Genomic DNA, 25,864 nt, shown 5'->3' on the forward strand with positions numbered 1-25,864 from the left:
CAGGTCGCTTCGGACGCGCGGATGTGGGCCGTTTGCCGGCGCCTCCTGATATTTCGAAAGCGTGCGTTTGATTTCGAGAGCGTCGAATGCATAGAGCTACGAGAACAGTCGTCTTTTGGCAGCGCGAGCCGTACGACGCCTTCGCGGGAGGAGACGGCCTCTATCTCGATCAACTGAAGAAGTTCATGATCCGGTCCGGATGGGACGTGATCACGTTGACGTCCAATTTTGGCCGGCCAAGAATTTACCTGGAGCCGAAATATACTTACGAAAACTATAGGCGGATCGTTCGCGGGACGGTTCGGCTCGGCAAGCGCCATTATTTCGGGCCCGAGGCCCTTGCGGTGGCAGGCTTCAATTTCCTCACCCGCTCGCGCCACAACGGTATGATCGAACGGCTCGCCCGCCGCCTGAGGTCCAGGGAGCTCAGATGGACGAAGGCGCATCTGCAGGCCTTGGCACCAAGCTTGATCGTGAAATGCTTCGACGTGGAGGGCGCCGGCGAGTTCCGGTCGGCGTTTAAGGGCGTGCGGCTTCACCTGATCGGTTTTCTCAACCATGATGAATACAGCCTGTCCCAGAATCGGCTCGTTGCCAATCACGCGAACTTCGGTTCGAACGCGCGCGAGAGGGCAGTGATCAGCTCGGATCCCATATCGGGAACCCTGGGCCTCGGGTTCAGCAGCCGGTTCGATCGGGACCGGTTCGCCCGCACATCCGTCAATGCGAGCCCTCTCTACATCGGCATCGGCTTCGAGCCGCGGTTCTCAGGACGTTCGCCGGATACGAAGACCGTTCTGTTCGTCGGGAACAAGACGGCGCCGAACCGTCAATCCATCGAGTATTTCCTGGCTGAGATCTGGCCGACCGTGCGGAGGCAGGTTCCCGATGCCCGGCTGCGCATCGTCGGCCGCGTCTGCCAATATCTGTCGGCGGCGCAGCCGGGTGTGCACCTCGTCGGTGAAGTCGCGGACTTGGGAGACGAGTATAGCCGGGCCCAGGTCGTCGTCGCTCCGCTCGTCACCGGCAGTGCCGGCGTCAAGACGAAGGTGGCCGAGGGGTTTCGGTACGGGCGGGTGGTCGTGACGACCTCGCTCGGGGTCGATCCGTCGCTTCCGGACCAGTTCGACGGTGCCGCGTTGATCGCCGATACGCCGCAGGATTACGCCACCGCGACGATCCGTGTGCTGACGGACGCTTCGCTTCGGACCGCCATGGAGGTGCGCAGCGAGGAGATCTTCATGAGGAACTTCTCGTCGGAGCACGCATATTCCGACTTCTCCCGCTGGATCCAGCTATGCTTTCCGCCGGATCTCGAGCGCGTCGATGCGCGATGAGTCCGCGTTCTGAGATTGCCGGCCGCCCGGCGGGCACGAGACACGGGGCGCGAACTCAGGTGAGGCGGTAATCCGTCAGCCGGGCACGGCGGGCGCTGCGGCGATAGGCCATCACCGAGTCTGGCCAAAGCGTCGTATTGCGCCCCTGCGCGTCGAGATACCAGCTGCGACATCCGCCGGCTTGCCAGATGCTGTCGGCCATCCGGGTCCGGATCCGGTCAAGGAAGCGTGCCTGCGCCTCGGGGCGCACTTCGATCGCTCGGGTGCCTCGGTGCAGGGCCCTCAGGCAATCGAGCACGTGCTGTACCTGGACCTCGATCATCGACACGACCGAGTTGTGCCCGAGGCCGGTATTCGGCCCGAGAAGCATGAAGTAGTTGGGGAATCCGGCAATCGTGATGCCCTGATAGGCGCCCATGCCGCCGGCCCAGGCTTCCGTCAGGCGCAGGCCGCCGCGGCCGACGAGGTCCATGCGGGCGAAGGTCGCGGTCACGTCGAAGCCGGTGGCGTAGACGATCACGTCGAGAGCGTGCGTGCGGCCGGCCTCGGTGGTGACACCGGTTGCGGTGATCCGCGCGATGCCGTCGGTTTCCAGGGTGACGTTCGGTCGCTGAAGCGTCGGGTAGTAGTCGTCGGAGATCAGCACGCGTTTGCAGCCGAGCCGGTAGCGCGGCGTCAGCTTTTCCCGCAGCGCCGGATCTCGGATCGCCTTGGCCAAGTGGCGGCGCGCCAGGCCCTCGGCCTGGCCGGTCAGCTTCGAGACCTTGGTGAAGCCCAGGAGCGCGCGCACCTCGTGGAGCCAGAACAGCCGCGCCCGCTCGAGGCGCCGGGCGAAGGGGAGGTTCCGATAACGGGCCTTGGCGCCCGCCGCGATGGCGCGATCATTCTTGGGCATGATCCAGGGCGGCGTGCGCTGGAACAGGGTGAGATGTGCGGCGATCTCGGCGATCTCCGGCACCACCTGGATCGCGCTCGCCCCCGTGCCGATCACACCGACGCGTTTGCCGGCGAAGTCGACCTTGTGGTCCCAGGCCGCCGTGTGGAAGGCCGGACCCGCAAAGGCGTCGCGGCCGGGAAGGTCCGGATAGGCCGGGTGATGCAGGCCGCCCATACCCGAGACGATCGCCCGTGCGATGATCGGGCCGCGATCCGTCTCCACGCGCCAGAGCGCCCGCGCCTCGTCCCAGATCGCCCCTTTGAAGTTCGTCCCGAGCCGGATCAGGGGCAGAAGGCCGTGACGCTCGGCCGTCTCGCGCAGGTAGGCCAGGATCTCCGGCTGCGGGGCGTACATCCGGGTCCAGTCGGCCTTCGGGGCGAAGGACAGGGAGTAGAGGTGCGAGGGCACGTCGCAGGCCGCCCCCGGATAGGTGTTGTCGTGCCACGTGCCGCCGATGCCGTCGCTCTTCTCGACCACCAGAAACGGACCGATTCCCGCCTGCCGGCAGCGGATCGCCATGGCGAGGCCGGAGAAGCCGGCGCCGACGATGAGAACCGCCAGCGTCCCCGGCTCGGCGGCTTGGCGTGCAGTCTCGGTCATCGCACGGGGCTCCCGGGTGCTTCGTGCGGCCTCGGTGCACGGGCCTTCAGGAAGGCGGCGGCCTCATCGAGCGAGGTTCGCGCCTCCGGCAGCATTCCGGCGGCGAATTGCCAAGCGTGCGCAACGACGGGGAAGATCTTCAACTCCGTCTCGACCCCGGCCGCGCGGGTGCGCTCGGCCATGCGGACGGAGTCGTCGCGCAGGACCTCCCGCTCGCCGACATGGAACAGCAGCGGCGGGAAACCCGTGGGATCTCCGTAGAGCGGCGAGATGCGCGGATCGCGCGGGTCCGCGTGGCCGAGATACATCGGCCGGATGGCGGCGAGCGCCTGCGGGTCGAACATCGCGTCGCGCCACGCATTCGTAACCCGCGAGCCGTCCTCGGAGACGAAGTCGGTGGCGGGGGAGAACAGGGCCGCGGCCCAGGGCATCGGCAGGCCGCGGGCGCGGGCCTCGCCCATCATCACCAGGGCGAGGTTGCCGCCAGCCGATTCGCCCGCCACGCAGGCCGCGCCCTCGGCGCTGAACGCCGCCCAGACGGCCGACACATCGTCGACTGCGGCCGGGAAGGGATACTCCGGGGCGAGGCGATAGTCGGGAGCGAAGATCGTGAAGCCGCGGCTTGCCAGTGCCCCCGTCACGGGTCGATGCGTGCGCGGCGAGCAGGCGATGAAGCCGCCGCCGTGAATGTAGAGCATCCGTCGCCCCGGCCCCGTCTTCGGCCGGATCCATTCGCCGCGCACGCCGCCCACCGTGCCGGCCTCGTAGGTGACGCCCTTGGGATCCGGGAAGGCCGGGGCCTCGAAGATGCGGCGGAAGGCGGCGGCGTCCCGCGCCCTGGCGAGGGGGCCGCGGACACGGCTGCGGACCATGTAGGTGCCGATATAGGCGCGCAGGCTGGCCATCTCAGAGCTTCCCGCCGGACAGGCGCACGATCGCCCTCCAGTATCCCACCGGCATCAGCCTCTGGATCAGCGCTGCGTTCCGGGCATCCTTGCCGATGACGATCCGCGGTGCCCGGGCCTCGATGCCGCGGATGATCGCGGCCGCCGCGTCCTCTGGGGGGAGGGTCAGGAGCTTGCCGAAGGCCTCGCGGGCCTTCTCGTCCTCGACCCGCGCGAGCTCGGCCGCTTCCGGATCGCCGGGCGGCCGCCGGCCGCGGGCGTTGCGCGAGATGGCCGTGGCGACGCCGCCCGGATGGACCACCGTGACGCCCAGTCCCGTGCCGGCATATTCGTGCCGCAGGGCCTCGGAGAAGCCCCGGACTCCGAACTTGCTGGTGCAGTAGGCGACCTGGCCCGGAGGCGCGATCAGGCCGAACAGGCTCGACATGTTGACGATCTGCGCCGCCGGGCGGGCTCGCAGCATCGGCAGGAAGGCGTGGCACATCCGCACGACGGCGCGCAGATTGATATCCATCAGCCACTCGAAATCATCGAGATGCGTCTCGTCGAAGCGCCCGCCGAGCGCCACGCCGGCGTTGTTGATCAGGATGTCGAGGCGCCCGGACCGGTCCTGGACCCATGCGGGGAGCGCACGGATCCCGTCCGCGTCCACAAGATCGAGAATCCGGGTCTCGACCGCGCCGCCACGCCCGCGGATCGCGCGGGCCGTTTCCTCGAGGCCCACGGCGTCGCGGTCGACCAAGAGGAGGCGACAGCCCCTGACAGCGAGCCCGTCGGCCAGTGCGGCACCGATACCGCTCGCCGCGCCGGTAACCAGCGCGACCGCGCCCGCGAGCTGGAATCTCTGTGCCAAACCTCGCCTCCCGGCTGGCCGGTTGGTCCGTGCCTTAACGGGGGGATAGTCCCGGCTGCGCATCATGTCTAGGGTGAACACCCTAAAGCCAGGGCGGGAGATGATCGTGCAAAGCCGCAGCCGCAGGCTGCCAGCGGACGACGGTGAGGCCGCCCGGGACAGGGCGCCGAGAACGCGCGACCGTATCCTCGCCGAGAGCCTCGCGCTGTTCAACGCCCGCGGGCTCGGCCGGGTGACCACGGCCGAGATCGCCGTCGCCGCAGGCATTCGGGAAGGCAATCTCCAATACCATTTCCCGCGCAAGAGCGACCTGATGGAGGCGCTGTTCGCGGCCTTCGAGTCCGAGGCCGTGGCGGTGGCTGGGCAGATGCCCGCGGACCCCGCCGCCCGGGATGCCCTGCTCGCCTACCAGCGCGCGTGGTTCGACCTGATATGGCGCTATCGCTGCGTGTATCGCGACGGCATCGCCATGGTGGAGATCGCCCCGGCTCTGCGCCCTCGCGTCCATGCCCTCCGGGCGCGGACACAGGACTTGGCGCGGGTCGTCTTCGAGGCGGCGGTACAGGCCGGGCGGCTGCACATCGGGCCGGACGCTCTCGGCCGGCTCATCGACAACGCCTGGATCGTCTCGAGCCACTGGATGAGCCACCGCCCCCAGGGCGGCACCGAGCTGACGGCGACCGACCTCGACTGGGGTTTCGCGCAGGTCCGCGATCTGTTCGCGCCGTATCTCGTGGCCGACCGCCCGGATTGACGCGGGCTGGTCCGAACCTTCCATGATCGGCTGCGGCCAAGCTTGAAGCCGAAGGACACGATGCTCGACCGCCTGATCCATGCCGGCCTCAGCCTCCTCCTGCTGCTCACCGTCGCCGTCCTGTTCTCCACGAAGCGGCGAGCGATCCGCCCCCGGGTCGTGCTCACGGCGCTGGCGCTGCAGGTGGGGCTCGGGGCGTCGATCCTGTTCCTGCCGGCCGGACAGGTGGCGCTGAAGGCCGCCGCCGACGTGGTGGCGACCGTGCTGTCCTACGGGGATCGCGGCACCGCCTTCCTGTTCGGCGGTCTCGTCGAGCCGAGGATGTTCGAGCTGTTCGGCGGCTCGGGCTTCGTCCTTGCGCTGCGGGTGCTGCCGCAGATCCTCTACGTCTCGGCCCTGATCGCAGTGCTGTATCATATCGGCCTGATGCAGGCGCTGGCCCGCGGCATGGGTGCAGGGCTCCGGCGGATTCTCGGTACCTCGCCGATCGAGTCGTTCGCCGCGGTGATCACCATCGCCATCGGGCAGAGCGAGATCGCGGTGGCGCTCCGTCCGTTCCTCGCCCTCCTCACCGGCGCCGAACTCTTCGCGGTGATGTCGAGCGGTGCCTCGTCTACGGCGGGCTCGATCCTGGCCGGTTACGCGGCACTCGGCGTCCCGATGACCTACCTGCTCGCGGCCTCGGTCATGGCGATCCCCGGCGGCCTGCTCTACGCCAAGATCCTGATGCCTTCCACGGAGCCGGCCCGGATCGCCACCACCCGCGTGGAATTCGGGGACGCGCGGGCGGCCAACGTCATCGAGGCCGCCGCGGAGGGGACGCAGAAGGGCCTCGCGGTGGCTGTCTCGGTCGGCGCGATGCTGATCGCCTTCGTGGGCCTGATCGCGCTGGCGGATGGCCTCTTCGGCTACGCGGGCAGCCTGCTCGGCTATCCGGCCGCCTCGTTCGAGGGCGTGCTCGGCTGGGCGCTCAGCCCATTGGCCTGGCTGCTCGGCGTGCCCTGGGAACACGCGTCCCTCGTCGGCGGCGCGATCGGCCAGAAGCTCGCCTTCAACGAGTTCCTGGCCTACGCCAACCTGTCGCCGACCCTGAAAGCCGGAACGCTCGACCCACGCTCGCAGGCGATCGTCTGTTTCGCGCTGTGCGGCTTCGCCAATTTCGCGTCGATCGCGATCCAGCTCGCGAGCTTCTCAAGCCTCGTGCCTGAGCGGCGCTCGGAGGTCGCGCGCTATGGGCTCCGGGCGATCCTGGCGGGAACGCTCTCGAATCTCACGAGCGCGGCGATCGCGGGGTTGTTCGTGGGGTGAGACTTTGGCGCCGCCCTCACAGGGATCCGGAGAGGCATTCGGCCGGGCTCGTTTCGCACGGAGCAGCAGGTCGTCGTGTGTCCACGCTCCGATCTCGACGGCCCACAAAAGAAAAGCGCCGCTTCGGATGAAGCGGCGCCGAAAACCGTGCTGTCGACGACTTAGTTGAACGTGTCGATCTCGGCCGACTCGTAGCTGGTGACTTCCATGCCGACGCAGATCTCGGACACGACGGGGGCGGACCAAGCCATGATTTCCTCCACTTGAGTTTCAGGTACTGCGATCGAAGGCCATGAGACCGGGGCTGCATGCGCCCCGAACCACGGGCGACTTAGTTGAACGTGTCGATCTCGGCCGACTCGTAGCTGGTGACTTCCATGCCGACGCAGATCTCGGACACGACGGGGGCGGACCAGGCCATGGCGTTTCTCCTCGGTGTTGGTGAGTTTCATATAGGCAATATCTTGGACGCAATACAAGCGAGCACAACACTTATATTTCTCATAGGGAGCCCCGTGGAGGCCAGCCATGGCCAGCCGTGGCCGCTCGGCCACCACGGGGCACGCCGTTCGGCCTCGGCTGCGGATGGGAACGGTTTCGGCTTGACGGACAATCCGCGCGGGCGCACGACGCACCCGCGCGACGTCGTCCCCGGTGGCGGCGCGCTCCCTTTCAGCAGCGACCCGCGAAGCGACGTGCCCGACCGATCGTGCCTGCCGTGCCCGGCTACGTGCCGTCGACCCGCCTGAGCCGCTGAGAGGCCCGGCCGCGGGGCGACCGACGCGGCGGCCGGCCACGGCCCTGACCCAGGATGACCGGCGACGCGTCGCCTCGTAACCCACGAGGCGAGGCCATGAACGAGATCGCGCCCTTCGACACGCGAATCGATCCCTCCGTGCTGGCCGCGCGCCTCTCGGACGAGCGCGCGCCCGACATCGTCGAGAAGCTCAACGACGAGGCCCCCGAGGTCGCCGCCGCCATCCTGCTGGGCCTGCCGATGGAGCGAGCGATCGAGGTGCTCGATCAGCCGGAGCTCGACTGCGCCGCCGACATCATCGAGATGCTGCCGCGCGACCGGGTGGCGGGCTACCTGTCGGGCATGTCGGCCGACCGGGTGACGGACGTGTTCCGCGAGATCGAGGAGCCCGGCCGCTCCGACCTGCGCGCCCGCCTCGACGCCGAGACCCGCGGCGCCGTGGACCGGCTCTCGGCCTACGGGGAGGAGACGGTTGGCTCGCTGATGACAACCGAGTTCGTCACGGTGCCCGGCACCTGGACGGTGGGCCAGACGCTGGAGCACATCCGCCACGTGGAGAAGACCCGCGAGACCATCTACGCGATCTTCGTGCTCGACCCGCGGACGCGGGCGCTCACCAAGGCGGTGCCCCTGCGCCGACTGATCTCGGGCAACCCGAACGACAACGTGCTCAGCGTCGCGCCGGGACGGCGGCCGCTCGCCGTCTCGCCAACCGCGAGCCGCGAGGAGGCGGCCCGGCTGATCTCCAAATACGACCTGCTGGCCCTGCCGGTGGTCGACGCGGTCGGCCACGTCATCGGGATCGTCACGGTCGACGACATGATCGACGCGATGATCGAGAAGCAGACGCAGGACGTGCAGCGCTTCGGCGGCATGGAGGCGCTGCCCGAGCCCTACATGGATATCGGCTTCTTCACGATGATCCGGAAACGCGCCGGCTGGCTCTGCGCGCTGTTCCTCTCGGAGATGCTCACCGCCTCGGCCATGCAGGGCTTCGAGGGCGAGCTGGAGAAGGCAATCGTCCTGACGCTGTTCATCCCGCTGATCATGAGCTCGGGCGGCAATTCCGGCTCGCAGGCGACCTCGCTGCTGATCCGGGCGCTCGCCCTGCACCAGATCCGCCTGCGCGACTGGTGGCGGGTGGCGCTACGGGAACTGCCGACCGGCATCGTCCTCGGCGGCATCCTCGGGGTGATCGCGATCATCCGGATCGTGGCGTGGCAGAAGCTCGGCCTCTACGATTACGGCGAGCACTGGTTTCTGGTCGCGGCCACCGTCGGCGCGGCGCTGATCGGGATCGTGACCTTCGGTTCCCTGGCCGGCTCGATGCTGCCGTTCCTCCTGCAGCGGGTGGGCTTCGATCCGGCCACCGCCTCGGCGCCGTTCGTGGCGACGCTGGTCGATGTGACCGGGCTCGTTATCTACTTCTCGGTGGCGCTCCTGATCCTGCGCGGGACGCTGCTGTAGGGGCGGGGCCCGCGCCTCAGTTCGCCACCGCCTCGGCGAGCCGCTTCCGCTGCACCTTGCCGTTCGCCGTGCGCGGCAGGGCGTCGAGGAAGCGGATCTCCCGCGGGCGCTTGTAGGCGGCGAGCCGCTCCGCGCACCACGCGAGCAGGGCCTCCGCGTCGGGCTCTGCGTCGGGCTGGAGCACCACGAAGCCGCAGATCACCGAGACGTCCGCCCGCACCGGCAGCTCGGCCACCCCGACCTCCGCCACCGACGGGTGGGCGGACAGCACCACCTCCACCTCGTTGGGCGAGACCCGATAGCCCATCGCCTTCATCAGGTCGTTGTTGCGGCCCTCGAACCAGAGGTAGCCGTCGGCATCGAGCCGGGCGAGGTCGCCGCCGACAAACCACTCGCCGCGCATCACCTCCGCTTCCTCCTCGGGGCGGTTCCAGTAGCCGAGCATCAGCGCCGGTTCGGACCGGTGGACGGCGAGCAGCCCGCTCTCGCCCGCCGGGAGCGGCACCGGTTCGCCCTCCACGGGCAGGATCGCCACCTGCCGTCCGGGCTGCGGCTTGCCGGGCGAGCCCGGCCGCACCGGAATCGTCGGGCCGCTGGAGATGTAGGTCGAGATCTCGCTCATCCCGAGCGCCTCGTAGAGGGGCTTGGCCGTCGCCCGCGTCCAGGCATCGAGCAGCTCCACCGGGAGCGGCTCGCCCGCCGTGCAGCCGTGGCGCAGACTCGACAGGTCGTGGGCGCCGAGATCGCCGTATTTGAGGATCTGCCGATAGAGGGTCGGGACGGCGGCGAACAGCGTGGCGCGGTACCGCGCGATCAGCCGCGGCCAGACGGCGGGGTCGCGAGGCCCGTTGTAGAGCACCGCGGTCGCGCCCACCGACCAGGGATCACTCAGGCCCACACCCAGCGTGTAGGTCCAGTTCATGGTACCGGCATGCAGCATCACGTCGGATTCGCTGAGCCCGAGCCAGTGGTCGAGCATCGGCCGGCGGCCGTAGGCGGCGCGATGGGCGTGGAGCACGCCCTTCGGCCGGCTGGTCGTGCCGGAGGTGTAGATCAGCATCGCCGGGTCGTCGGCGGCGGTGTCGGCGTAGTCGGGCAGGGGCGGCCCGGCCTTCATCTGCGCGACGGTCGCGGCATCAAGCAGGAGGCGGCCGCCGAGCGCCTCCGGGGAGACCGTGCAGCCGCTCCCGATGACCACAGCGGCGGCGCCGGAATTCTCCATCAGGAAGGCCGCCTCGCCCTCGGTGAGCTGCGGCGAGGAGGGCAGCGCCACGAGACCCGCCGCCAGGGCGCCGAAATAGACGAGGACGTAGTCGGCCTCGTTGCCCATCCGGATCATCACCCGGTCGCCGGGCTTGAGGCCGAGCCCGAGCAGCCCCGCCGCGATGCCGCGCACCGCCCGCTCGACCGCGCCGAAGGTGAGGCGGTCGGCGGTGCCGTCGCCAACCATGACCAGCGCGGTCTTGTCAGGGCGCAGGCGCGCATTCTCGGCCAAGCAATACCGCGCGGCATTGAACCGCGCGGGCGGACGGCGGTCGTTGGCAAGGCTATCGGGCACCGGGCGTTCCCCCGCATTCGGGCTTTTGGCCGGATGTCCCGCCTGCGCGCGTCGGCGTCAACCTCGGGTGCGGAGCCGTTGAGCGGCGAGTCTCATGCTGGGTCCCGGGTCGCATTCCGCTTTGGCTGCATGCGCCCGGGACAGGACCTCGTGTTTCATCCTAACGCCGCCCCTTTCCCGGACCGGGGGGAGCGCAGCGGAGCCTGATCCGGGATCCTGCACAGGACCTGCCGCGCACCGGCTCCGACCTCACGTCCGACGCTGCGCCTGTCCTTCCTGCTCCTCGAAGCCCTTGAGCATCTTGTCGAGCGTCAGCGGGTACTCGCGAACGCGAATCGCGGTGGCGTTGTAGATGGCATTGGCGAGGGCCGCGCCCGCACCGCAAATGCCGAGCTCGCCGAGCCCTTTGCTCTTCAGCGGGTTCGCCTTGTCGTCGAGCTCCGGCAGGAACACCGCGTCGATCTCCGGGAGGTCGGCGTGAACCGGGACGTGGTACTCGGCCATGTCGTGGTTGACGAAGTAGCTGTAGCGCGGATCGACCACCGCATCCTCCATCAGCGCCGCACCGACCCCGAAGGTCATGCCGCCGATCGCCTGACTGCGCGCGGTCTTGGCGTTGAGGATGCGCCCGCCGGTGAACACGCCGAGCATCCGCCGCAGGCGGATCTCCCCGGTATCGACGTCGACGCCGACCTCGGCGAAGTGCGCCCCGTACGAGTACTGCGAGAACTTCTGCTTCATCTCGCCGGGCTTGATCTCGCCGGAGGCCTCCAGCCCCGACTGGGCGAGGTCGGTGAGTGACTCCGTGCGGTTGCCCGACGTGACCGCGCCGTCGCGGAAGACGGCGCCCTCCGGGTTGAGATCGCCGGCCTTGAGCAGGGCCTGCCGGAGGTTGTCGCAGGCGACGTAGAGCGCCGAGCCCGCCGAGCCGGCGCCGAAGGATCCCCCCGAGCCGGCCGCGAACGGGAAGTCGGTGTCGCCCATCTCGACGCGCACGCGCTCCGGCGGCAGCCCCAGCATCTCGCCGGCGATCTGCGTGAGGATCGTGTAGGTGCCGGTGCCGGGATCGGTCATGGCCATCCGCACCACCAGCACGCCGTCCGGCCCGAGCCGCACCTTGGCGGAGGACGGCATCAGCGGGTTGAGGCGGGCGGCGGCCGACATCCCCATGCCGACGAACCAGTTGCCCTCGCGCCGGCTGCCCGGTGCCTGGCGCTTGTCCCAGCCGAACAGGCGCGCGCCCTCACGCATGCAGGGAACGAGCTGGCGGGTCGAGAACGGGACCTTCTTCTCGGGATCCTCGGCCGGCTCGTTGCGCACCCGCAGCTCGATCGGGTCGATCTTCAGCTCCTCGGCGAGCTCGTCCATGGCGCACTCGAAGGCGAGCTGGCCCACGGCCTCCCCGGGGGCGCGCATCGCCGAGGCGATGGGCATGTTGAGGTTCACCAGCCTGTGGCGCGTCACGCGGTTCTGCGCCGCGTAGAGCGACCGGGTGACGTTGGCGGCGGTCTCGAAGAAGCCGTCGCCCTCGGCGGTGTCAGACCAGGATTCGTGGCTGATCGCCGAGAGGCGGCCCTCCGGGTCGGCGCCGAGCCGGATCCGCTGGATCGTGTCGGTTCGGTGGGTTCCGACGTGGAATTCCTGCTGGCGGGTGAGCGTGACCTTCACGGGGCGCTGGATCAGCCTCGAGGCCAGGATCGCGAGCGTCGCCTCCGGCTGGACCTGCAGCTTCGAGCCGAAGCCGCCGCCGATATAGGGGCTGACGATCCGCACCTTCTCGGGCGGCAGCTTGAGCACGGAGCCGAGGGATTTCTGGCCCCGGTTCGGCATCTGGTTGGCCGTGTAGAGGACCACCCCGTCGCCCTCCCAGGACGCGATGGTGGCGTGCGGCTCCATCTGCACGTGGATCTGGTTCGGTGTGACGTATTCCACGTCGAGCTTCACCGGCGCGGCCGCGAAGGCGGCGTCGAAGTCGCCGAGCTTGGAATCCGGCGGCGAGTTGACCGGCTTCGGCTCGTAGGCCGCCGCCAGGCTGTCCTTGAGCACCCCCTTGGGCTTGGCCGCGTCGTACCGGACCTTGACCAGCATCGCGGCGGCGCGGGCCTGCTCGAAGGTCTCGGCGACCACGAAGGCGACCGGCTGCCCGTAGAACCTGACCTCCGTCCCCTGGAGCTGCGGCCAGACCTGCTCCTTCTTCTCGCCCTGCTCGGGCACGTTCTCGTGGGTCATCACGAGGATGGCGCCGGGCGCCTTGCGGGCGGCCTCCGCGTCGATCGCCCGGATCGTGCCGGCCGCGATCGTGGCCGGCACGATGAAGCCGTAGGCGGGGTTCTTGAGGGCCCGGGTCTCGTACGCGTAGGGCGCGTGGCCCGTGACCTTGAGCTTGCCCTCGACTCGGTCGAGGGGCTTGCCGACGAGGCCGTCGGGCCGGTCGTCGAGGGGCGTCCGGCCGATCGGCTGGTTCATCTCCATGGGAACGGTCCTTGCCGGGATTTAAGCGCGGGTCGCCTGCGCCATGACGGCCCGGAGGGTCCGGCGCGTCAGCGGGATCTTGAAGTCGTTGCTGCCGTAGCCGCGGGCACCCTTCAGCGCCGCGTCGGCGGCGGCGTCGGCGGAGCCGGTCTGCACCAGCGCCGTCTCGGCCTCGGCCACGCGCCAGGGCTTGTGCGCGAGGCCGCCGAAGGCGAGCCGCGCGACCTGAGGCTTGCCGCCCTCGGCGCCGGCGATCACGGCGGCCACCGACACGGTCGCGAACGCGTAGGACGCACGGTCGCGGACCTTCCGGTAGATGTGGGTGCCGGCCACCGGCTTCGGCAGCGTCACGGCCGTGATGATCTCGCCCTTGCGCAGCTCGGTCTCGATCTGCGGCGTGTCGCCCGGCAGCCGGTGGAAGTCGGCGATCGGGATGCTGCGCGCCTGCCCGTCGTGATTCACGGTCTCGACGGTGGCGTCGAGGGCGCGCATGGCGACGTTCATGTCGGACGGGTTGGTGGCGATGCAGGCCTCGCTCGCCCCGACCACCGCCATGATGCGGTTGAACCCGCCGATCGCCGAGCAGCCCGAGCCGGGCGCGCGCTTATTGCAGGGCATCGCCGTGTCGTAGAAGTAGTAGCACCGCGTCCGCTGGAGCAGGTTGCCGGCGGTCGTCGCCTTGTTGCGCAGCTGCCCCGAGGCGCCGGCGAGCAGCGCCTTCGCCAGCACGGCGTAGTCCTTCCGGATCCGCGGGTCGGCGGCGAGGTCGGAGTTGCGGATCAGCGCGCCGATGCGCAGGCCACCGTCCTGCGTGGCCTCGACCTTGTCGAGCGGCAGCCGGTTGACGTCGATCAGGGTGGCCGGGGTCTCGACCTGCAGCTTCATCAGGTCGAGGAGGTTGGTGCCGCCGGCGATGAACTTGGCGTTCGGCCGCTCGGCCGCGAGCCTGGCGGCGTCCTGCACGGCGGCGGGACGCTCGTAGGTAAAAGCCTTCATCTCCGCCTCCTCAGAGGTTGCTGGCGGCGGTGTCGCGGATCGCCGCGACGATGTTCGGGTAGGCGCTGCAGCGGCAGATGTTGCCGCTCATCCGCTCGCGGATCTCGGCGTCGCTGAGCGTCGGAGTCGACGCGACGTCCTCGGTGACGTGACTCGGCCAGCCGGCCTTGGCCTCGCTCAGCATGCCCACCGAGGAGCAGATCTGGCCCGGCGTGCAGTAGCCGCACTGAAAGCCGTCATGCTCCAGGAAGGCGGCCTGCATCGGGTGCAGCGTGTCGCCGTCCGCAAGGCCCTCGATCGTGGTGACCTCATCGCCCTCGTGCATCGCCGCCAGCGTCAGGCAGGAATTGATCCGGCGTCCGTCGACCAGCACCGTGCAGGCGCCGCACTGGCCGTGGTCGCAGCCCTTCTTGGTGCCGGTCAACGCCAGATGCTCGCGTAGGGCGTCGAGGAGCGTCGTGCGCGTGTCGAGGACGAGGTTGTGCGGCTGGCCGTTGATGGTCAGCCGCACCGGCATGGTCTGCGGGGCCGGATCGCCCGGCGCTGCCGCGGCGGGCGCGGGCCGGAACCCGAAGGCGCCGAGGGCGCCGGCCGCAGCGCAGCCCTCCACCACGGCGCGCCGCGTCAGGGCGAACGGCTTCTTCGGAGTCGCGTCTGTCATGCTGCCATCCCGTCCATGCGCGGCGCTCGGCAGCGCGGCGCAACCTGGAATCGGTGCGCCAACGTGCAGTCGTGCGGTTTCGATCCGGTCCAGACTGCGCCCGTTCACCGCGGCTGGACCGTATTCGGGAAGCCGCACCGATCCAGCGGTACGGCTCCGGTGTCGCGCCGCACGCCGCGCGCCGGCATAATTTCGGCTGACCAGACCACGCCCTCGGAGGCTCACTGCATGGCCGCGACCGTCCCGACCCTGGCCCTCAACGACGGGCGCCGCATCCCGCAGATCGGCTACGGATGCTGGCAGCTCGCGGATGCGCAGGCCCATAATCTCGTCGGGCGAGCGCTGGAGGCTGGCTATCGCCTGATCGACACCGCGGCCGTCTATGGCAATGAGGCCGGCGTCGGCCGCGCGGTGCGGGACACGAAGGTCCCGCGCAACGAGATCTTTCTCACCACCAAGCTCTGGAACGACCGCCAGGGCCGCGACGAGGCGCGGCGCGCTTTCGACGAGAGCCTCGCGCGTCTCAGTCTATCTTACGTTGATCTCTATCTGATCCACTGGCCCTGTCCCCAGAGGCGCCTGTTCGTCGAGACCTGGAAGGCGCTGATCCAGCTTCGCGAGGAAGGGCGGGCCAAGTCGATCGGCGTCTCGAACTTCACGGCGGAGCACATCGCCACGCTGCTGGCTGAGACCGGCGTCGCGCCCGCCGTGAACCAGATCGAGCTGCACCCGCATTTCCAGCGCAAGGCGCCCCGGGCCGAGGATGCCCGTCACGGTATCGTGACCGAATCCTGGAGTCCGCTGGGTCAGGGCAAGGAGCTGAACGACCCGGCGGTTCTCGCAATCGCGAAGGCGCATGGGAAGAGTCCAGCCCAGGTGGTGCTGCGCTGGCAGATCCAGATCGGCTGCGTGGCGATCCCCAAGTCGGCCCGGCCCGAGCGTATCGTCGAGAACATTGCCCTGTTCAACTTCGAACTCAGCCCCGACGAGATGGCACGGATCGCCGCCTTGGACCGGCTCGATGGACGGATCGGACCCGACCCGGCGACCTACTGCTGAGCGCGCCGCTCTTCGGCGGCGCAGCATAACACCGCGGCGCAAAAGATTTATGCTCACAGCTAGCATATCTGGACAGGCGCGTCCGGCCCTCATAAGTTAGACGGCACAATGCTCAAACTGAGCATAATGGAGGACGCCATGGCGGCGACCGTGTCACCCGTCTCCCGCACGCTCATCCCGAGCCTGCCGCTGCCCGATCTCTACGCGCGTGTCAGCCGACATGTTCCCGCGATCGAGTGGCCGGCGCTCGCACCGGACATCGAGGCGATCCTACGCCTCAAACGGGAGCGCAACGCCGTGATCCTCGCGCACAACTATCAGGCGCCGGAGATCTTCCACACGGTGGCGGATATCGTGGGCGACAGCCTCGCGCTTGCCCGCGAGGCGGTGAACGTCGACGCCGATGTGATCGTACTGGCGGGCGTCCACTTCATGGCCGAGACTGCCAAGCTCCTGAATCCGGCCAAGACCGTGCTGATCCCCGACATGGGCGCGGGCTGCTCGCTGGCCGATTCAATCACCGCCGCGGACGTGCGCGCCCTGCGTGCCAAGTACCCGGGCGTGCCTGTGGTGACCTACGTCAACACTTCGGCGGCCGTGAAGGCCGAGTCGGACCTGTGCTGCACCTCCGGCAATGCCGTCGCGGTGGTGAAGTCGCTGAACGTCCCCCGCGTGCTGATGATCCCGGACGAGTTCCTGGCCCAGAACGTCCAGGCGGAACTGCCTGATATCGAGATCCTGACCTGGGCCGGCCATTGCGAGGTGCACGAGCGCTTCACCCCGGCCGATATCCGCGACGTCCGCGAGAGCTATCCCGGCGTCACGGTCATCGCGCACCCCGAATGCCCGCCGGACGTGGTGGCCGAATCGGACTTCTCCGGCTCCACCGCCATGATGATGGATTTCGTCGTCGAGAAGCGGCCGAAGCAGGTGGTGCTCGTCACCGAGTGCTCCATGGCCGACAACATCGCCGCGCAGAACCCGGATATCGAGTTCATCAAGCCCTGCAACATGTGCCCACACATGAAACGGATGAGCCTGCGCAACATCCGCCGCTCGCTTGAGACGATGACCCACGAGGTCACGGTCGATCCGGCGCTGGCCGACCGCGCCCGGGCGGCGGTGGAGCGCATGCTCCAGGTGCGCACGCGATGAACGCCGTCTCCCCCAACACGGCCGACCGCGTCGTCGTGGTCGGCGGCGGCGTCGCGGGCCTCAGCGTCGCGCTGCGCCTCGCACCCCGTCCGGTGACGCTGGTCACCGCCTCGGCGCTGGGCCTCGGCACCGCCACCGGCTGGGCGCAGGGCGGCATCGCCGCGGCCGTCGGCTCCGACGATGCGGCGGAGCTTCACGCTGCCGATACCGAGGCCGCCGGCGCGGGGCTGACCGAGCCCGACGTCGCGCTTCGGGTCGCCCAGGAAGGGCCCGCGCTGATCGACTGGCTGGTGCGGACCGGCGTCTCGTTCGACCGCACCGATGACGGGGCGCTGGCCCTTGGGCTGGAGGCGGCCCATGGCCGCCGCCGCATCGTCCGCGCGGGCGGCGACGCCACCGGAGCCCGCGTCCTCGAAGGGCTGGTGCGGGCCGTGCTCGCCGCGCCGTCCATCGAGATCGTCACCGCACGCGCCTGCGACTTGCTGCGGGACGTGCGGGGTGCGGTGGCCGGGATCGTCGCCGAGCGCGACGGCGCCCGGTTCCGCATCACGGCCCGCGCCGTGGTGCTCGCCACCGGCGGCGTCGGCGCGCTCTACGCGGCGACCACGAACCCGGCCGGCGCCGTCGGCCGCGGGCTGGCGCTTGCCGCTCGGGCCGGTGCGGTGATGCGCGACATGGAGTTCGTGCAGTTCCACCCGACCGCGATCGCGGCCGGTGCCGACCCGATGCCCCTGGCCACCGAGGCCCTGCGGGGAGAAGGGGCCCGACTGATCGATGAGACCGGCGCGGCCGTCATGGCCGGGATCAGCGGCGGCGATCTCGCCCCCCGCGACGTGGTCGCCCGCGGCATCTTCCAGACCCTGCAGCGGGGCCGCACGGTCTATCTCGACGCCCGCGGCGCACTCGGGGCCGCGATGCCGCGGCGCTTCCCGACGGTGGCGGGCCTCTGTGCCGCCGCCGGCATCGACCCGGCCGTGCAGCCGATCCCGGTCCGCCCGGCGGCGCATTACCACATGGGCGGCGTGAAGGTGGACGCGCACGGCGCCACCTCGATCCCGGGCCTCTATGCCTGCGGCGAGGTCTCGTCGACCGGGCTGCACGGCGCGAACCGGCTCGCCAGCAATTCCCTGCTGGAGGGCCTCGCCTATGCCGGCTTCATCGCCGACGGATTCGACGCGCTGCCCCCGGGTGCGATCATTCCGGAGACCGTGGCCGCCCGCCCGACCACCGACCTGTCGGCGATCCGCACGCTGATGGAGACGCAGGTCGGCGTCGTGCGCGACGCCACCGGACTCGCGGGCGCGGTAGCCGAACTGGCTCCGCTCGCCGAGGGCTGTGACGCCGCCCTCGTCGCCCTGATGATCGCCCGCGGCGCTCTGGATCGTCAGGAGAGTCGGGGCGCCCATTGGCGCAGCGACTTTCCCCACGCGGCGGCCGCGATCCACACCGAGACGACGCTCGCGGATCTGCGCGCTGCACAACCTGGACGGACGGCCGCCGAGGAGATGCTGACGCCATGACGCAATCCGTTCTGCCGGAGGAGATTCTGCCTCTGCCGCGGCTCCTGGTGGAGCCGGTGGTGCGCGCGGCCCTGGTCGAGGATCTCGGCCGGGCCGGAGACATCACCACCGACGCGATCGTTCCGCCGGGCGCCCGGATGCAGGGTGTGATTGCCTCCCGCCAAGACGGGGTGATCTCAGGCACCGATGCGGCCGCCATCGCCTTCGCGCTGGTGGACCCGACCGTGACCGTCACGGTCGAGCGCGGGGATGGGGCGCGGGTTGCGCCCGGCGACGTGGTGCTGCGGCTCGAAGGGCCCGCCCGGGCCATCCTGACGGCCGAGCGCGTCGCCCTGAACCTGCTCTGCCGGATGTCGGGCGTCGCCACGGCGACCCACGGCCTCGTGGAGGCGGCGCGCCCGTACGGCAAGGCGTCCATCGTGTGCACGCGCAAGACGACGCCGGGGCTGCGTGCCCTGGAGAAGCACGCGGTGCGGGCGGGCGGCGGCTCGAACCACCGCTTCGGTCTCGATGACGCCGTGCTGATCAAGGACAACCACGTGGCGGTGGCTGGCGGCATCGTTCCCGCCATCGAGCGCGCCCGGGCCCGGGCCGGCCACCTCGTGAAGATCGAGTGCGAAGTCGACAGTCTGGACCAGCTCGCCGAAGCACTCTCGGTCGGAGTCGATGCTGTGCTGCTCGACAATATGGGCCCCGAGATGCTCACCCGCGCCGTGGCGATGATCGACGGTCGCGCACTCTCGGAGGCGTCGGGCCGGATCACTCGCGAGACGGTGGGTGCGGTGGCGGCCTCCGGCGTCGACTTGATTTCCTGCGGCTGGATCACCCATTCCGCGGCGATCATCGATCTGGGCCTGGACGCCGCCTGATCGGGAGTTCCCGATCCGATCGGGACGCCGGACTGTCGGGCCGGCGATAGTCTTGCCATCACGTTCAGGTGACAAGTGTTGGCCGAATCCATGTCGGGAGACCGCGAAGTCTTCCGCCGCGCATTCGGCTTGCTAAGGTCTCGTCCAACAGCGACGCCATCGACCGGACGTGCCCGTGAGCCAAGCCCTCCACACCGCGGCCGCCTCGGCAGTCAATCTTCCAGCGGCGCCGGTCGCACGCAAGCCCGGTGCGGCCGGGCATGGAGCCGGCCGGACCCTGATCCTCGGCGCGCTGGGTGTGGTCTACGGGGACATCGGCACGAGCCCGCTCTACGCGTTCAAGGAGGCGGTGAAGGCCGCGACTGCGGGCGGGGCGGCGGTGCCGGCGGCGGCCATTGGGGCGGTGTCGCTGATCCTGTGGTCGCTGATCCTGATCGTCTCGCTCAAATACGCCGTGCTGATCCTGCGGGCCGACAACCGCGGCGAGGGCGGCATCGTCGCCATGCTGGCGCTGCTCGGCGCCCGGCAGGCGCGGCCGGGGACCTGGAAGGCGCTGCTCCTGGTGGTCGGGCTGGTCGGGGCGGCGCTGCTCTACGGCGACGGGGCGATCACGCCGGCCATCTCGGTGCTCTCGGCCATCGAGGGCCTGAAGGTCGATGCCCCGGCGCTCGGGCCCTACGTGGTGCCGATCACCATCGCGATCCTGCTGGCGCTGTTCCTGGTCCAGCACAAGGGCGTGGCCGCCATCGGCCGCGTCTTCGGACCCGTCATGCTCGTCTGGTTCGTGGCCTTGGTCGTGCTCGCGATCCCGAGTATCCTGCGCGCCCCGGAAATCCTGGCGGCGGTCAATCCCTGGCGCGCCGTCGACTTCCTCGTCCACGCGGGCTGGCACGTGAGCTTCCTGATGCTGGGTGCCGCCTTCCTGGCGGTGACCGGCGGCGAGGCCATGTACGCCGATCTCGGCCATTTCGGCGCCCCGGCGATCCGCGTGGCGTGGTTCGGCCTCGTGCTGCCCGCGCTTGTGCTCAACTATTTCGGTCAGGGTGCGCTGCTGCTCTCCGCGCCGGACGCGATCGAGAACCCGTTCTACCGGCTCGCCCCGGACTGGGCGCATTACCCGCTGGTCGGCCTTGCCACGGCAGCCACGGTCATCGCCTCTCAGGCGATCATCTCGGGCGTCTACTCGCTGACCCAGCAGTCGATCCAGCTCGGCTTCCTGCCATTGATGCGGGTGGTCCACACCGACCGGGAGGAGCGCGGCCAGATCTACGTGCCGATGGTGAACTGGCTGCTGGCGGCCGCCACGCTGACCGCCGTCCTGGTGTTCGGCTCGTCCGATGCGCTGGCCGGCGCCTACGGCATCGCGGTCTCCATGCTCATGGGCGTCACCACGATCCTGGCGGCGCTGATCGCCCTGCGCTGGGGCTACAACCCGCTCCTGGTCTGTGCAGTCAACGGCTTCTTCCTCGTCATCGACACCGTGTTCTTCGCAGCCAACAGCGTGAAGATCTTGGAGGGCGGATGGTTTCCGCTGCTGCTCGCCGGCGCGCTCGCCTTCCTGATGCTGACCTGGATGAAGGGCAACCGGCTCATGGAAACCGTGCGCGAGACCATGCGCCAGTCCGAGGCGACGTTCCTCGCCCGCCTCGCCACGCATCCGCCGGTGACGCTGCCCGGCACGGCGGCCTTTCTGACCGTCGCCACGCACGGCATCCCGATGGCCCTGAGCCGGCTGGTGGAGCGCAGCCGGTGCCTGCACGAGCGGATCCTGCTGATCACCGTGATCTACGAGGAGGAGCCGGTGATTCCGGCGAGCGAACGGGCACAGGTCACCCTGGTCGCTCAGGGCATCCGCAAGGCGATCTCCCACCACATTCCCGGCATGGAGCGCGTCGTCCTGCGCTACGGTTTCATGCAGACGGCCTCGATCCCCGAGGGCCTGCAATGCGCCGTCGCGAGCGGTCTGCTGCCGCCGGAATACCTTGAGGACATGACCTACTTCGTCGGACACGAGGTGGTCATCCCCTCGCAGAAGCCCGGTATGGCCGTGTGGCGCGAGAGCCTGTTCGCCTTCATGAAGCGCAACGCCGAGCGCACCGGCGCGCATTTCTGCCTGCCGACCCGGCAGATCGTGGAGGTTGGGACCGAGATCGAGATCTGATCCGTTCGGCTCATGTCCATCCGGTGCGGAACCGGCGCCCGCCGGATTGAAAACGGCCGCGTTCGCCAGCATATCGCCACCGCAATTTCCCCCGACAGCGGAGGCACCACCCGTGAGCGAGACGATTGAGCGGCACGAGTTCGGGGCGGAGGTAGGCCGACTCCTCGACCTCGTCGTGCACGCGCTCTATTCCGACCGCGAGATCTTCCTGCGCGAGCTCGTCGCCAACGCGGCCGACGCCATGGACCGGCGCCGGTTCGAGGCCCTGACCTCGGCGGCGAGCGCCCTGCCGCCGGACGCCAAGGTTCGCATCGTGCCCGACAAGGCAGCGCGGACCCTGACTGTCTCCGATGCCGGCATCGGCATGACCAAGGAGGACCTCGCCACCAACCTCGGCACCATCGCGCGCTCCGGCACGCGGGCCTTCTCGCAGACGCTGGAAGCCGCCAAGGCCGAGGACCGGCCGAGCCTGATCGGTCAGTTCGGCGTCGGCTTCTACTCGGCCTTCATGGTGGCCGACCGGGTCACCGTCACGTCGCGCCGCGCCGGCAGCGACGAGGCCTGGAGCTGGGCCTCCGACGGGCAGGGCAGCTACACCCTGGAGCCCGCCACGCGCGCCGAGCCCGGCACCGACATCGTCCTGCACCTCAAGGAAGACGCCGACGAGTACCTGGAGCCCTACCGCCTCGACCATCTCGTGCGGAAATGGGCCGACTTCATCACCGTGCCGATCGCCGTCGTGCGCGACGGCAAGGACGAATCGGCCAACCAGGGCACCGCGCTCTGGCGCAAGGCGAAATCCGAGGTCACCGAGGAGCAGTACGAGGAATTCTACCGCTCCATCGGCATGAACTTCGACAAGCCCTGGGCGACGCTGCACTGGCGCGCCGAGGGGCAGCTCGAATTCTCCGCGCTGCTTTTCGTCCCCGGCGCCAAGCCCTTCCAGGCGCTCGACAACGACCGGCAGAGCAAGGTCCGCCTGCATGTCCGGCGGATGTTCATCACCGACGAGGCCGAACTGCTGCCGCCGTGGCTGCGCTTCGTCCAGGGCGTCGTCGACACCGAGGACCTGCCGCTCAACGTCTCGCGCGAGATGCTCCAGTCGACGCCGGCCCTGGCGCGGATCCGTCGGGCCGTGACCGGCCGCGTGATGTCGGAGCTCGCCACCCGCGCCAAGGACGCGGAGGGTTATCAGTCCTTCTGGGAGAATTTCGGCGCCGTCCTGAAGGAGGGCATCTACGAGGATTTCGAGCGCCGGGGTGAGATCGCGCCGCTCCTGCGCTTCCGCTCCTCGGCGGTCGACGGCTGGACCTCGCTGCCCGACTACGTGTCCCGGATGAAGGACGGCCAGGACGCGATCTACTACCTCGTCGCCGACGATGCCGAGGCGCTGAAATCCTCGCCGCAGCTCGAGGGCTTCAAGGCGCGTGGCCTGGAGGTGCTGCTGCTCTCCGACCACGTCGACGCCTTCTGGCCCGACCAGCTCGGCACCTTCGAGGAGAAGCCGCTCCGCTCGATCACCAAGGGCGGCCTCGACCTGTCGAAATTTGCCCTGGAGGGCGAGCAGCCGGAAGCGCCCGAGGGCATCGACACCTTCGTGGCGGCGGTGAAGACCGCGCTGGGCGCCGAGGTTTCGGACGTGCGGACCACGGACCGGCTGGTCGATTCGGCGGTGGTGCTCTCCGCCGGCACCGGCGGTCCCGACCTGCAGATGCAGCGGCTGATGCGCCGCGCGGGACGGGCCGGCGCCGGTCAGCCGGTGTTGGAGATCAACCCGCGTCACCCGCTGATTCGGGCGCTCGCCGCGGCGCCCGGATCCGAGGTGCCGCAGGCCGCCGGCACGCTGCTCGACCTCGCCCGCATCCAGGACGGCGACAGCCCGCGCGACCCGGCGGCCTTCGCCCGCACGGTCGCGGCGGCCCTGACGGCAGCGCGCGGCGCGTAGAAGTACTGAGAGACGCGCCGTGCGCCGCGGAAATGCTGCGCGCGGCGTGTGTCTCCACACACTTCCTCGCTCCACGATTGCAAGTTCGGTTGATCATTCGGAAATGGTCAAGCCATAACTTCGCCACCGGTCGGGAGCATTGCCCGTCCTGTGGCGCGGGCGCGGTGGGGGCCGCAGGCGTCTGAGCCGATCCCTCTCGCGCGCGCTCGTTGCGCGCCTCACGGACGCTGCATGAACCCGGTCGAGGCTGAAGCCGGCAACGGACAGGCGGTCGCGGCAGCGCGGACCCGGGCCCATGCCCGGGCGTACCGCCACAGTGGCCGCGTGCGCGCCATGCGCCGCCTGATTCCCGTGGCCGCTGGCGGCTCGGTAACGCTGCTGCTCGCTTACCTGTTCAATCCCTTCGCGGCGAGCCTGCCGGGTGTCTCGGTCGGCCCGGTGACGCTGGCGGGCTCGAAGGTCCGCATGGAGAACCCGCGGCTCTCCGGCTTCCGCCAGGGCACGCGCGGCTACGAGGTGACGGCGGATGCCGCCCTCCAGGACGTGCGCAAGCCGAGCCAGATCGAGCTGCAGCAGATGCGCGGCCACATCGCCACCGACGACCAGGGCGGCATCGCCCGGCTCTCGGCCGCGTCGGGCCTGTTCGACACCGCCCGGGAGGCCCTCGACCTCAAGGACGACATCCGGATCTGGACCGACAAGGGCGAGGAGGCGCGGCTGCGCTCGGCCGCCGTGGCGTTCAAGACCGGTTCCATCAGCTCGCAGGAGCCCGTCACCGTGTCGAGCCCGCGGGCCACTGTGAACGCCGACGCCCTCGACGTGGTCGAGAACGGTAAGCGGATCTCCTTCGTGGGCAACGTGCACGTAGTCATCGTCAACGAGGACCAGGCGGAGAAGCCGCCCGCCCGGATCCTGACCTCGGATGCCGAAGCCGCGGACGGTGCCCGATGAGTCTCGCCCGCATCTTCTGCGCCGCCCTGGCGGCCGGGCTGGTACTCGGCGGCCCGGCCCTGGCCGAGAAGCCGGCGGCGCGCAAGGACTCGCCCTTCGGCAATATCGGCGGCAGCGGCAAGGACCCGATCAAGATCGATGCCGACCGGCTCGACGTGTTCGACCGGGAGAACAAGGCAGTCTTCGCCGGCAACGTCGTGGCCGTGCAGGGCGACAGCACGATCCGGTGCTCGACCATGACAGTCACCTACAAGCGCGGCAAGGACGGACCCGGCAAGGGCGCCAAGGGCGAGGCGAAGGATGAGGGCGCGGAGGCCTCGCCCGCCCGCAATCCGGCGGAGAACGGCATTCAGAAGGTCGATTGCGCCGGCCCGGTGACGGTGGTGCAGAAGGATCAGGTCGCCACCGGCGACCACGCGGTGTTCGATCAGGACGCCAAGCGGATCGTGCTCACCGGCAACGTCGTGCTGAGCCAGTGCCAGAACGTCACCCGCGGCCAGCGGCTGGTCTACGACATGAACACCGGCCGGGCGAACATGGACCCGGTGGCGGGCGGGCGAGTCTCGGCGCTGTTCGTGCCCGGCGAGAAGGCCGACGCCAAGGACGGCAAGGCGAAGGGCTGCGCGCAGCCCCCCAAACCGAAGGCGCAGGTCGATTGAGCGGCGCCGTGGCGTTTCAGGCTGGTCCGCAGGAGACGGCGGGCCGCGCGAGTTGGCTCGGCCGCCTGTTCGGTCGGCGCGCGCGGCAGCCGGACGGCACCGTCGCTGAGGCGGATGCGTGGCTCGCCGCCGAGGAGGGTGGCCCCGGCATCCTCAGCGTGCGCGGCCTGCGCAAGAGCTACGGCGCCCGCACGGTGGTGCACGAGGCCGGGCTCACCGTCCGCACGGGCGAGGCCGTCGGGCTTCTGGGACCGAACGGCGCTGGCAAGACCACGATCTTCTACATGATCACCGGGCTGGTGGCGGCCGACCGCGGCCACATCACCCTGGACGGCCTGCCGATCACGCATCTGCCCATGTACCAGCGGGCCCGGCTCGGGATCGGCTACCTGCCGCAGGAGGCCTCGATCTTTCGCGGGCTCTCCGTGGAGGACAACATCCGCGCCGTCCTCGAAGTGGTCGAGCCCGATCGCAAGGAACGGGCGCGCAAGCTGGATTCCCTGCTGGAGGAGTTCGACATCGCCCGCCTGCGCAAATCGCCCTCGATCGCCCTCTCGGGCGGCGAGCGGCGGCGCTGCGAGATTGCCCGGGCGCTCGCCTCCTCGCCGACCTTCATGCTTCTCGACGAGCCCTTCGCGGGCATCGACCCGATCGCGGTGGGCGACATCCAGGATCTGGTGAAGCACCTGAAGCAGCGCGGCATCGGCGTGCTGATCACCGACCACAACGTGCGCGAGACGCTGGGCCTGATCGACCGCGCCTACATCGCCCATTCCGGCCGCATCCTCACCGAGGGCACGCCCGAAGAGATCGTGGCGAATCCCGAGGCGCGACGGTTGTATCTCGGCGAGGATTTCAGGCTCTGAAGGCCGGTCGAGGCCCCGTCCCGAAGGGCCGTGCCTGAGACTGGCGGATGTCCGGAACTCATCCACATCCTGAG

22 protein-coding genes are annotated in these 25,864 nt (G+C 69.6%); 13 read left to right on the forward strand and 9 right to left on the reverse strand.

Annotated features, from left to right (window positions below):
* Positions 1-86: 86 nt before the first annotated feature.
* Complete coding sequence (locus ACYCO6_RS00940) at positions 87-1,337, forward strand: glycosyltransferase (RefSeq protein WP_459768485.1); 1,251 nt, start codon at positions 87-89, stop codon at positions 1,335-1,337.
* A gap of 55 nt (positions 1,338-1,392) precedes the next feature.
* Here ACYCO6_RS00940 and ACYCO6_RS00945 read toward each other — a convergent pair whose 3' ends face one another.
* From ACYCO6_RS00945 to ACYCO6_RS00955, 3 genes are read right to left on the reverse strand one after another with little or no spacing between them, the layout of a single operon-like run.
* Entirely contained in the window at positions 1,393-2,874 is a 1,482-nt protein-coding gene (locus ACYCO6_RS00945) for a flavin-containing monooxygenase (protein WP_459768486.1), read from the reverse strand.
* On the reverse strand, positions 2,871-3,779 hold the full coding sequence (locus tag ACYCO6_RS00950; protein ID WP_459768487.1) for an alpha/beta hydrolase: 909 nt from the start codon (positions 3,777-3,779) through the stop codon (positions 2,871-2,873). The genes ACYCO6_RS00945 and ACYCO6_RS00950 overlap by 4 nt, the downstream gene beginning before the upstream one ends.
* Position 3,780: 1 nt before the next feature.
* The gene (locus ACYCO6_RS00955; protein WP_459768488.1) at positions 3,781-4,632 is read right to left on the reverse strand and encodes an SDR family NAD(P)-dependent oxidoreductase; all 852 of its coding nucleotides are present in this window, start codon (positions 4,630-4,632) and stop codon (positions 3,781-3,783) included.
* A 106-nt stretch (positions 4,633-4,738) separates the two neighbouring features.
* On the opposite strand from ACYCO6_RS00955, the gene ACYCO6_RS00960 reads away from it, so the two are divergent.
* Both ACYCO6_RS00960 and ACYCO6_RS00965 read left to right on the forward strand, forming a co-directional pair.
* Positions 4,739-5,386, forward strand: coding sequence for a TetR/AcrR family transcriptional regulator (locus ACYCO6_RS00960; protein ID WP_459768489.1), 648 nt, complete (start codon positions 4,739-4,741; stop codon positions 5,384-5,386).
* Positions 5,387-5,446: 60 nt separating this feature from the next.
* Complete coding sequence (locus ACYCO6_RS00965) at positions 5,447-6,694, forward strand: NupC/NupG family nucleoside CNT transporter (RefSeq protein ID WP_459768490.1); 1,248 nt, start codon at positions 5,447-5,449, stop codon at positions 6,692-6,694.
* Positions 6,695-6,855: 161 nt separating this feature from the next.
* Here the strand turns inward: ACYCO6_RS00965 and pqqA (ACYCO6_RS00970) are convergent, their stop codons facing one another.
* A complete protein-coding gene (gene pqqA, locus ACYCO6_RS00970; RefSeq protein ID WP_007559225.1) occupies positions 6,856-6,945 on the reverse strand; it encodes a pyrroloquinoline quinone precursor peptide PqqA in 90 nt (29 codons plus the stop codon).
* Positions 6,946-7,025: 80 nt separating this feature from the next.
* Complete coding sequence (gene pqqA, locus ACYCO6_RS00975) at positions 7,026-7,115, reverse strand: pyrroloquinoline quinone precursor peptide PqqA (protein WP_007559225.1); 90 nt, start codon at positions 7,113-7,115, stop codon at positions 7,026-7,028.
* 390 nt (positions 7,116-7,505) lie between these two features.
* On the opposite strand from pqqA (ACYCO6_RS00975), the gene mgtE reads away from it, so the two are divergent.
* Entirely contained in the window at positions 7,506-8,918 is a 1,413-nt protein-coding gene (mgtE, locus tag ACYCO6_RS00980; protein WP_459768491.1) for a magnesium transporter, read from the forward strand.
* 16 nt (positions 8,919-8,934) lie between these two features.
* Here the strand turns inward: mgtE and ACYCO6_RS00985 are convergent, their stop codons facing one another.
* The 4 genes from ACYCO6_RS00985 to paoA form a co-directional block, all read right to left on the reverse strand.
* Positions 8,935-10,476 (reverse strand): acyl-CoA synthetase, encoded by a 1,542-nt coding sequence (locus ACYCO6_RS00985; RefSeq protein ID WP_459768492.1) that lies wholly within the window; start codon positions 10,474-10,476, stop codon positions 8,935-8,937.
* A gap of 249 nt (positions 10,477-10,725) precedes the next feature.
* Positions 10,726-12,948, reverse strand: a complete 2,223-nt coding sequence (locus ACYCO6_RS00990) for a molybdopterin cofactor-binding domain-containing protein (protein ID WP_459768493.1) — start codon at positions 12,946-12,948, stop codon at positions 10,726-10,728.
* A gap of 21 nt (positions 12,949-12,969) precedes the next feature.
* Positions 12,970-13,944, reverse strand: coding sequence for an FAD binding domain-containing protein (locus ACYCO6_RS00995; protein WP_459768494.1), 975 nt, complete (start codon positions 13,942-13,944; stop codon positions 12,970-12,972).
* 10 nt (positions 13,945-13,954) lie between these two features.
* The gene (gene paoA, locus ACYCO6_RS01000; RefSeq protein ID WP_459768495.1) at positions 13,955-14,605 is read right to left on the reverse strand and encodes an aldehyde dehydrogenase iron-sulfur subunit PaoA; all 651 of its coding nucleotides are present in this window, start codon (positions 14,603-14,605) and stop codon (positions 13,955-13,957) included.
* A 228-nt stretch (positions 14,606-14,833) separates the two neighbouring features.
* On the opposite strand from paoA, the gene ACYCO6_RS01005 reads away from it, so the two are divergent.
* The 9 genes from ACYCO6_RS01005 to lptB all read left to right on the forward strand — a co-directional run bounded on the left by ACYCO6_RS01005 (position 14,834) and on the right by lptB (position 25,790).
* A complete protein-coding gene (locus ACYCO6_RS01005) occupies positions 14,834-15,664 on the forward strand; it encodes an aldo/keto reductase (RefSeq protein WP_459768496.1) in 831 nt (276 codons plus the stop codon).
* Positions 15,665-15,802: 138 nt separating this feature from the next.
* Complete coding sequence (gene nadA / locus ACYCO6_RS01010; protein WP_459768497.1) at positions 15,803-16,819, forward strand: quinolinate synthase NadA; 1,017 nt, start codon at positions 15,803-15,805, stop codon at positions 16,817-16,819.
* Entirely contained in the window at positions 16,816-18,339 is a 1,524-nt protein-coding gene (locus tag ACYCO6_RS01015; RefSeq protein ID WP_459768498.1) for an L-aspartate oxidase, read from the forward strand. Before nadA ends, ACYCO6_RS01015 begins: the two co-directional genes overlap by 4 nt.
* On the forward strand, positions 18,336-19,208 hold the full coding sequence (gene nadC / locus ACYCO6_RS01020; RefSeq protein WP_459768499.1) for a carboxylating nicotinate-nucleotide diphosphorylase: 873 nt from the start codon (positions 18,336-18,338) through the stop codon (positions 19,206-19,208). Before ACYCO6_RS01015 ends, nadC begins: the two co-directional genes overlap by 4 nt.
* A 175-nt stretch (positions 19,209-19,383) precedes the next feature.
* On the forward strand, positions 19,384-21,369 hold the full coding sequence (locus ACYCO6_RS01025; protein WP_459768500.1) for a potassium transporter Kup: 1,986 nt from the start codon (positions 19,384-19,386) through the stop codon (positions 21,367-21,369).
* A gap of 112 nt (positions 21,370-21,481) precedes the next feature.
* Positions 21,482-23,314 carry a molecular chaperone HtpG gene (htpG, locus tag ACYCO6_RS01030; protein ID WP_459768501.1) on the forward strand — a complete coding sequence of 611 codons (1,833 nt, stop codon included), beginning with the start codon at positions 21,482-21,484 and terminating at the stop codon, positions 23,312-23,314.
* A 231-nt stretch (positions 23,315-23,545) separates the two neighbouring features.
* Positions 23,546-24,265 (forward strand): LPS export ABC transporter periplasmic protein LptC, encoded by a 720-nt coding sequence (gene lptC, locus ACYCO6_RS01035; RefSeq protein WP_459768502.1) that lies wholly within the window; start codon positions 23,546-23,548, stop codon positions 24,263-24,265.
* Positions 24,262-24,924, forward strand: a complete 663-nt coding sequence (locus tag ACYCO6_RS01040) for an LptA/OstA family protein (protein WP_459768503.1) — start codon at positions 24,262-24,264, stop codon at positions 24,922-24,924. The genes lptC and ACYCO6_RS01040 overlap by 4 nt, the downstream gene beginning before the upstream one ends.
* A gap of 8 nt (positions 24,925-24,932) precedes the next feature.
* Entirely contained in the window at positions 24,933-25,790 is an 858-nt protein-coding gene (gene lptB, locus ACYCO6_RS01045; RefSeq protein WP_459768504.1) for an LPS export ABC transporter ATP-binding protein, read from the forward strand.
* The last annotated feature ends 74 nt before the right edge of the window (positions 25,791-25,864 follow it).

The sequence above is a fragment of the Methylobacterium sp. CM6257 genome (assembly GCF_054611515.1).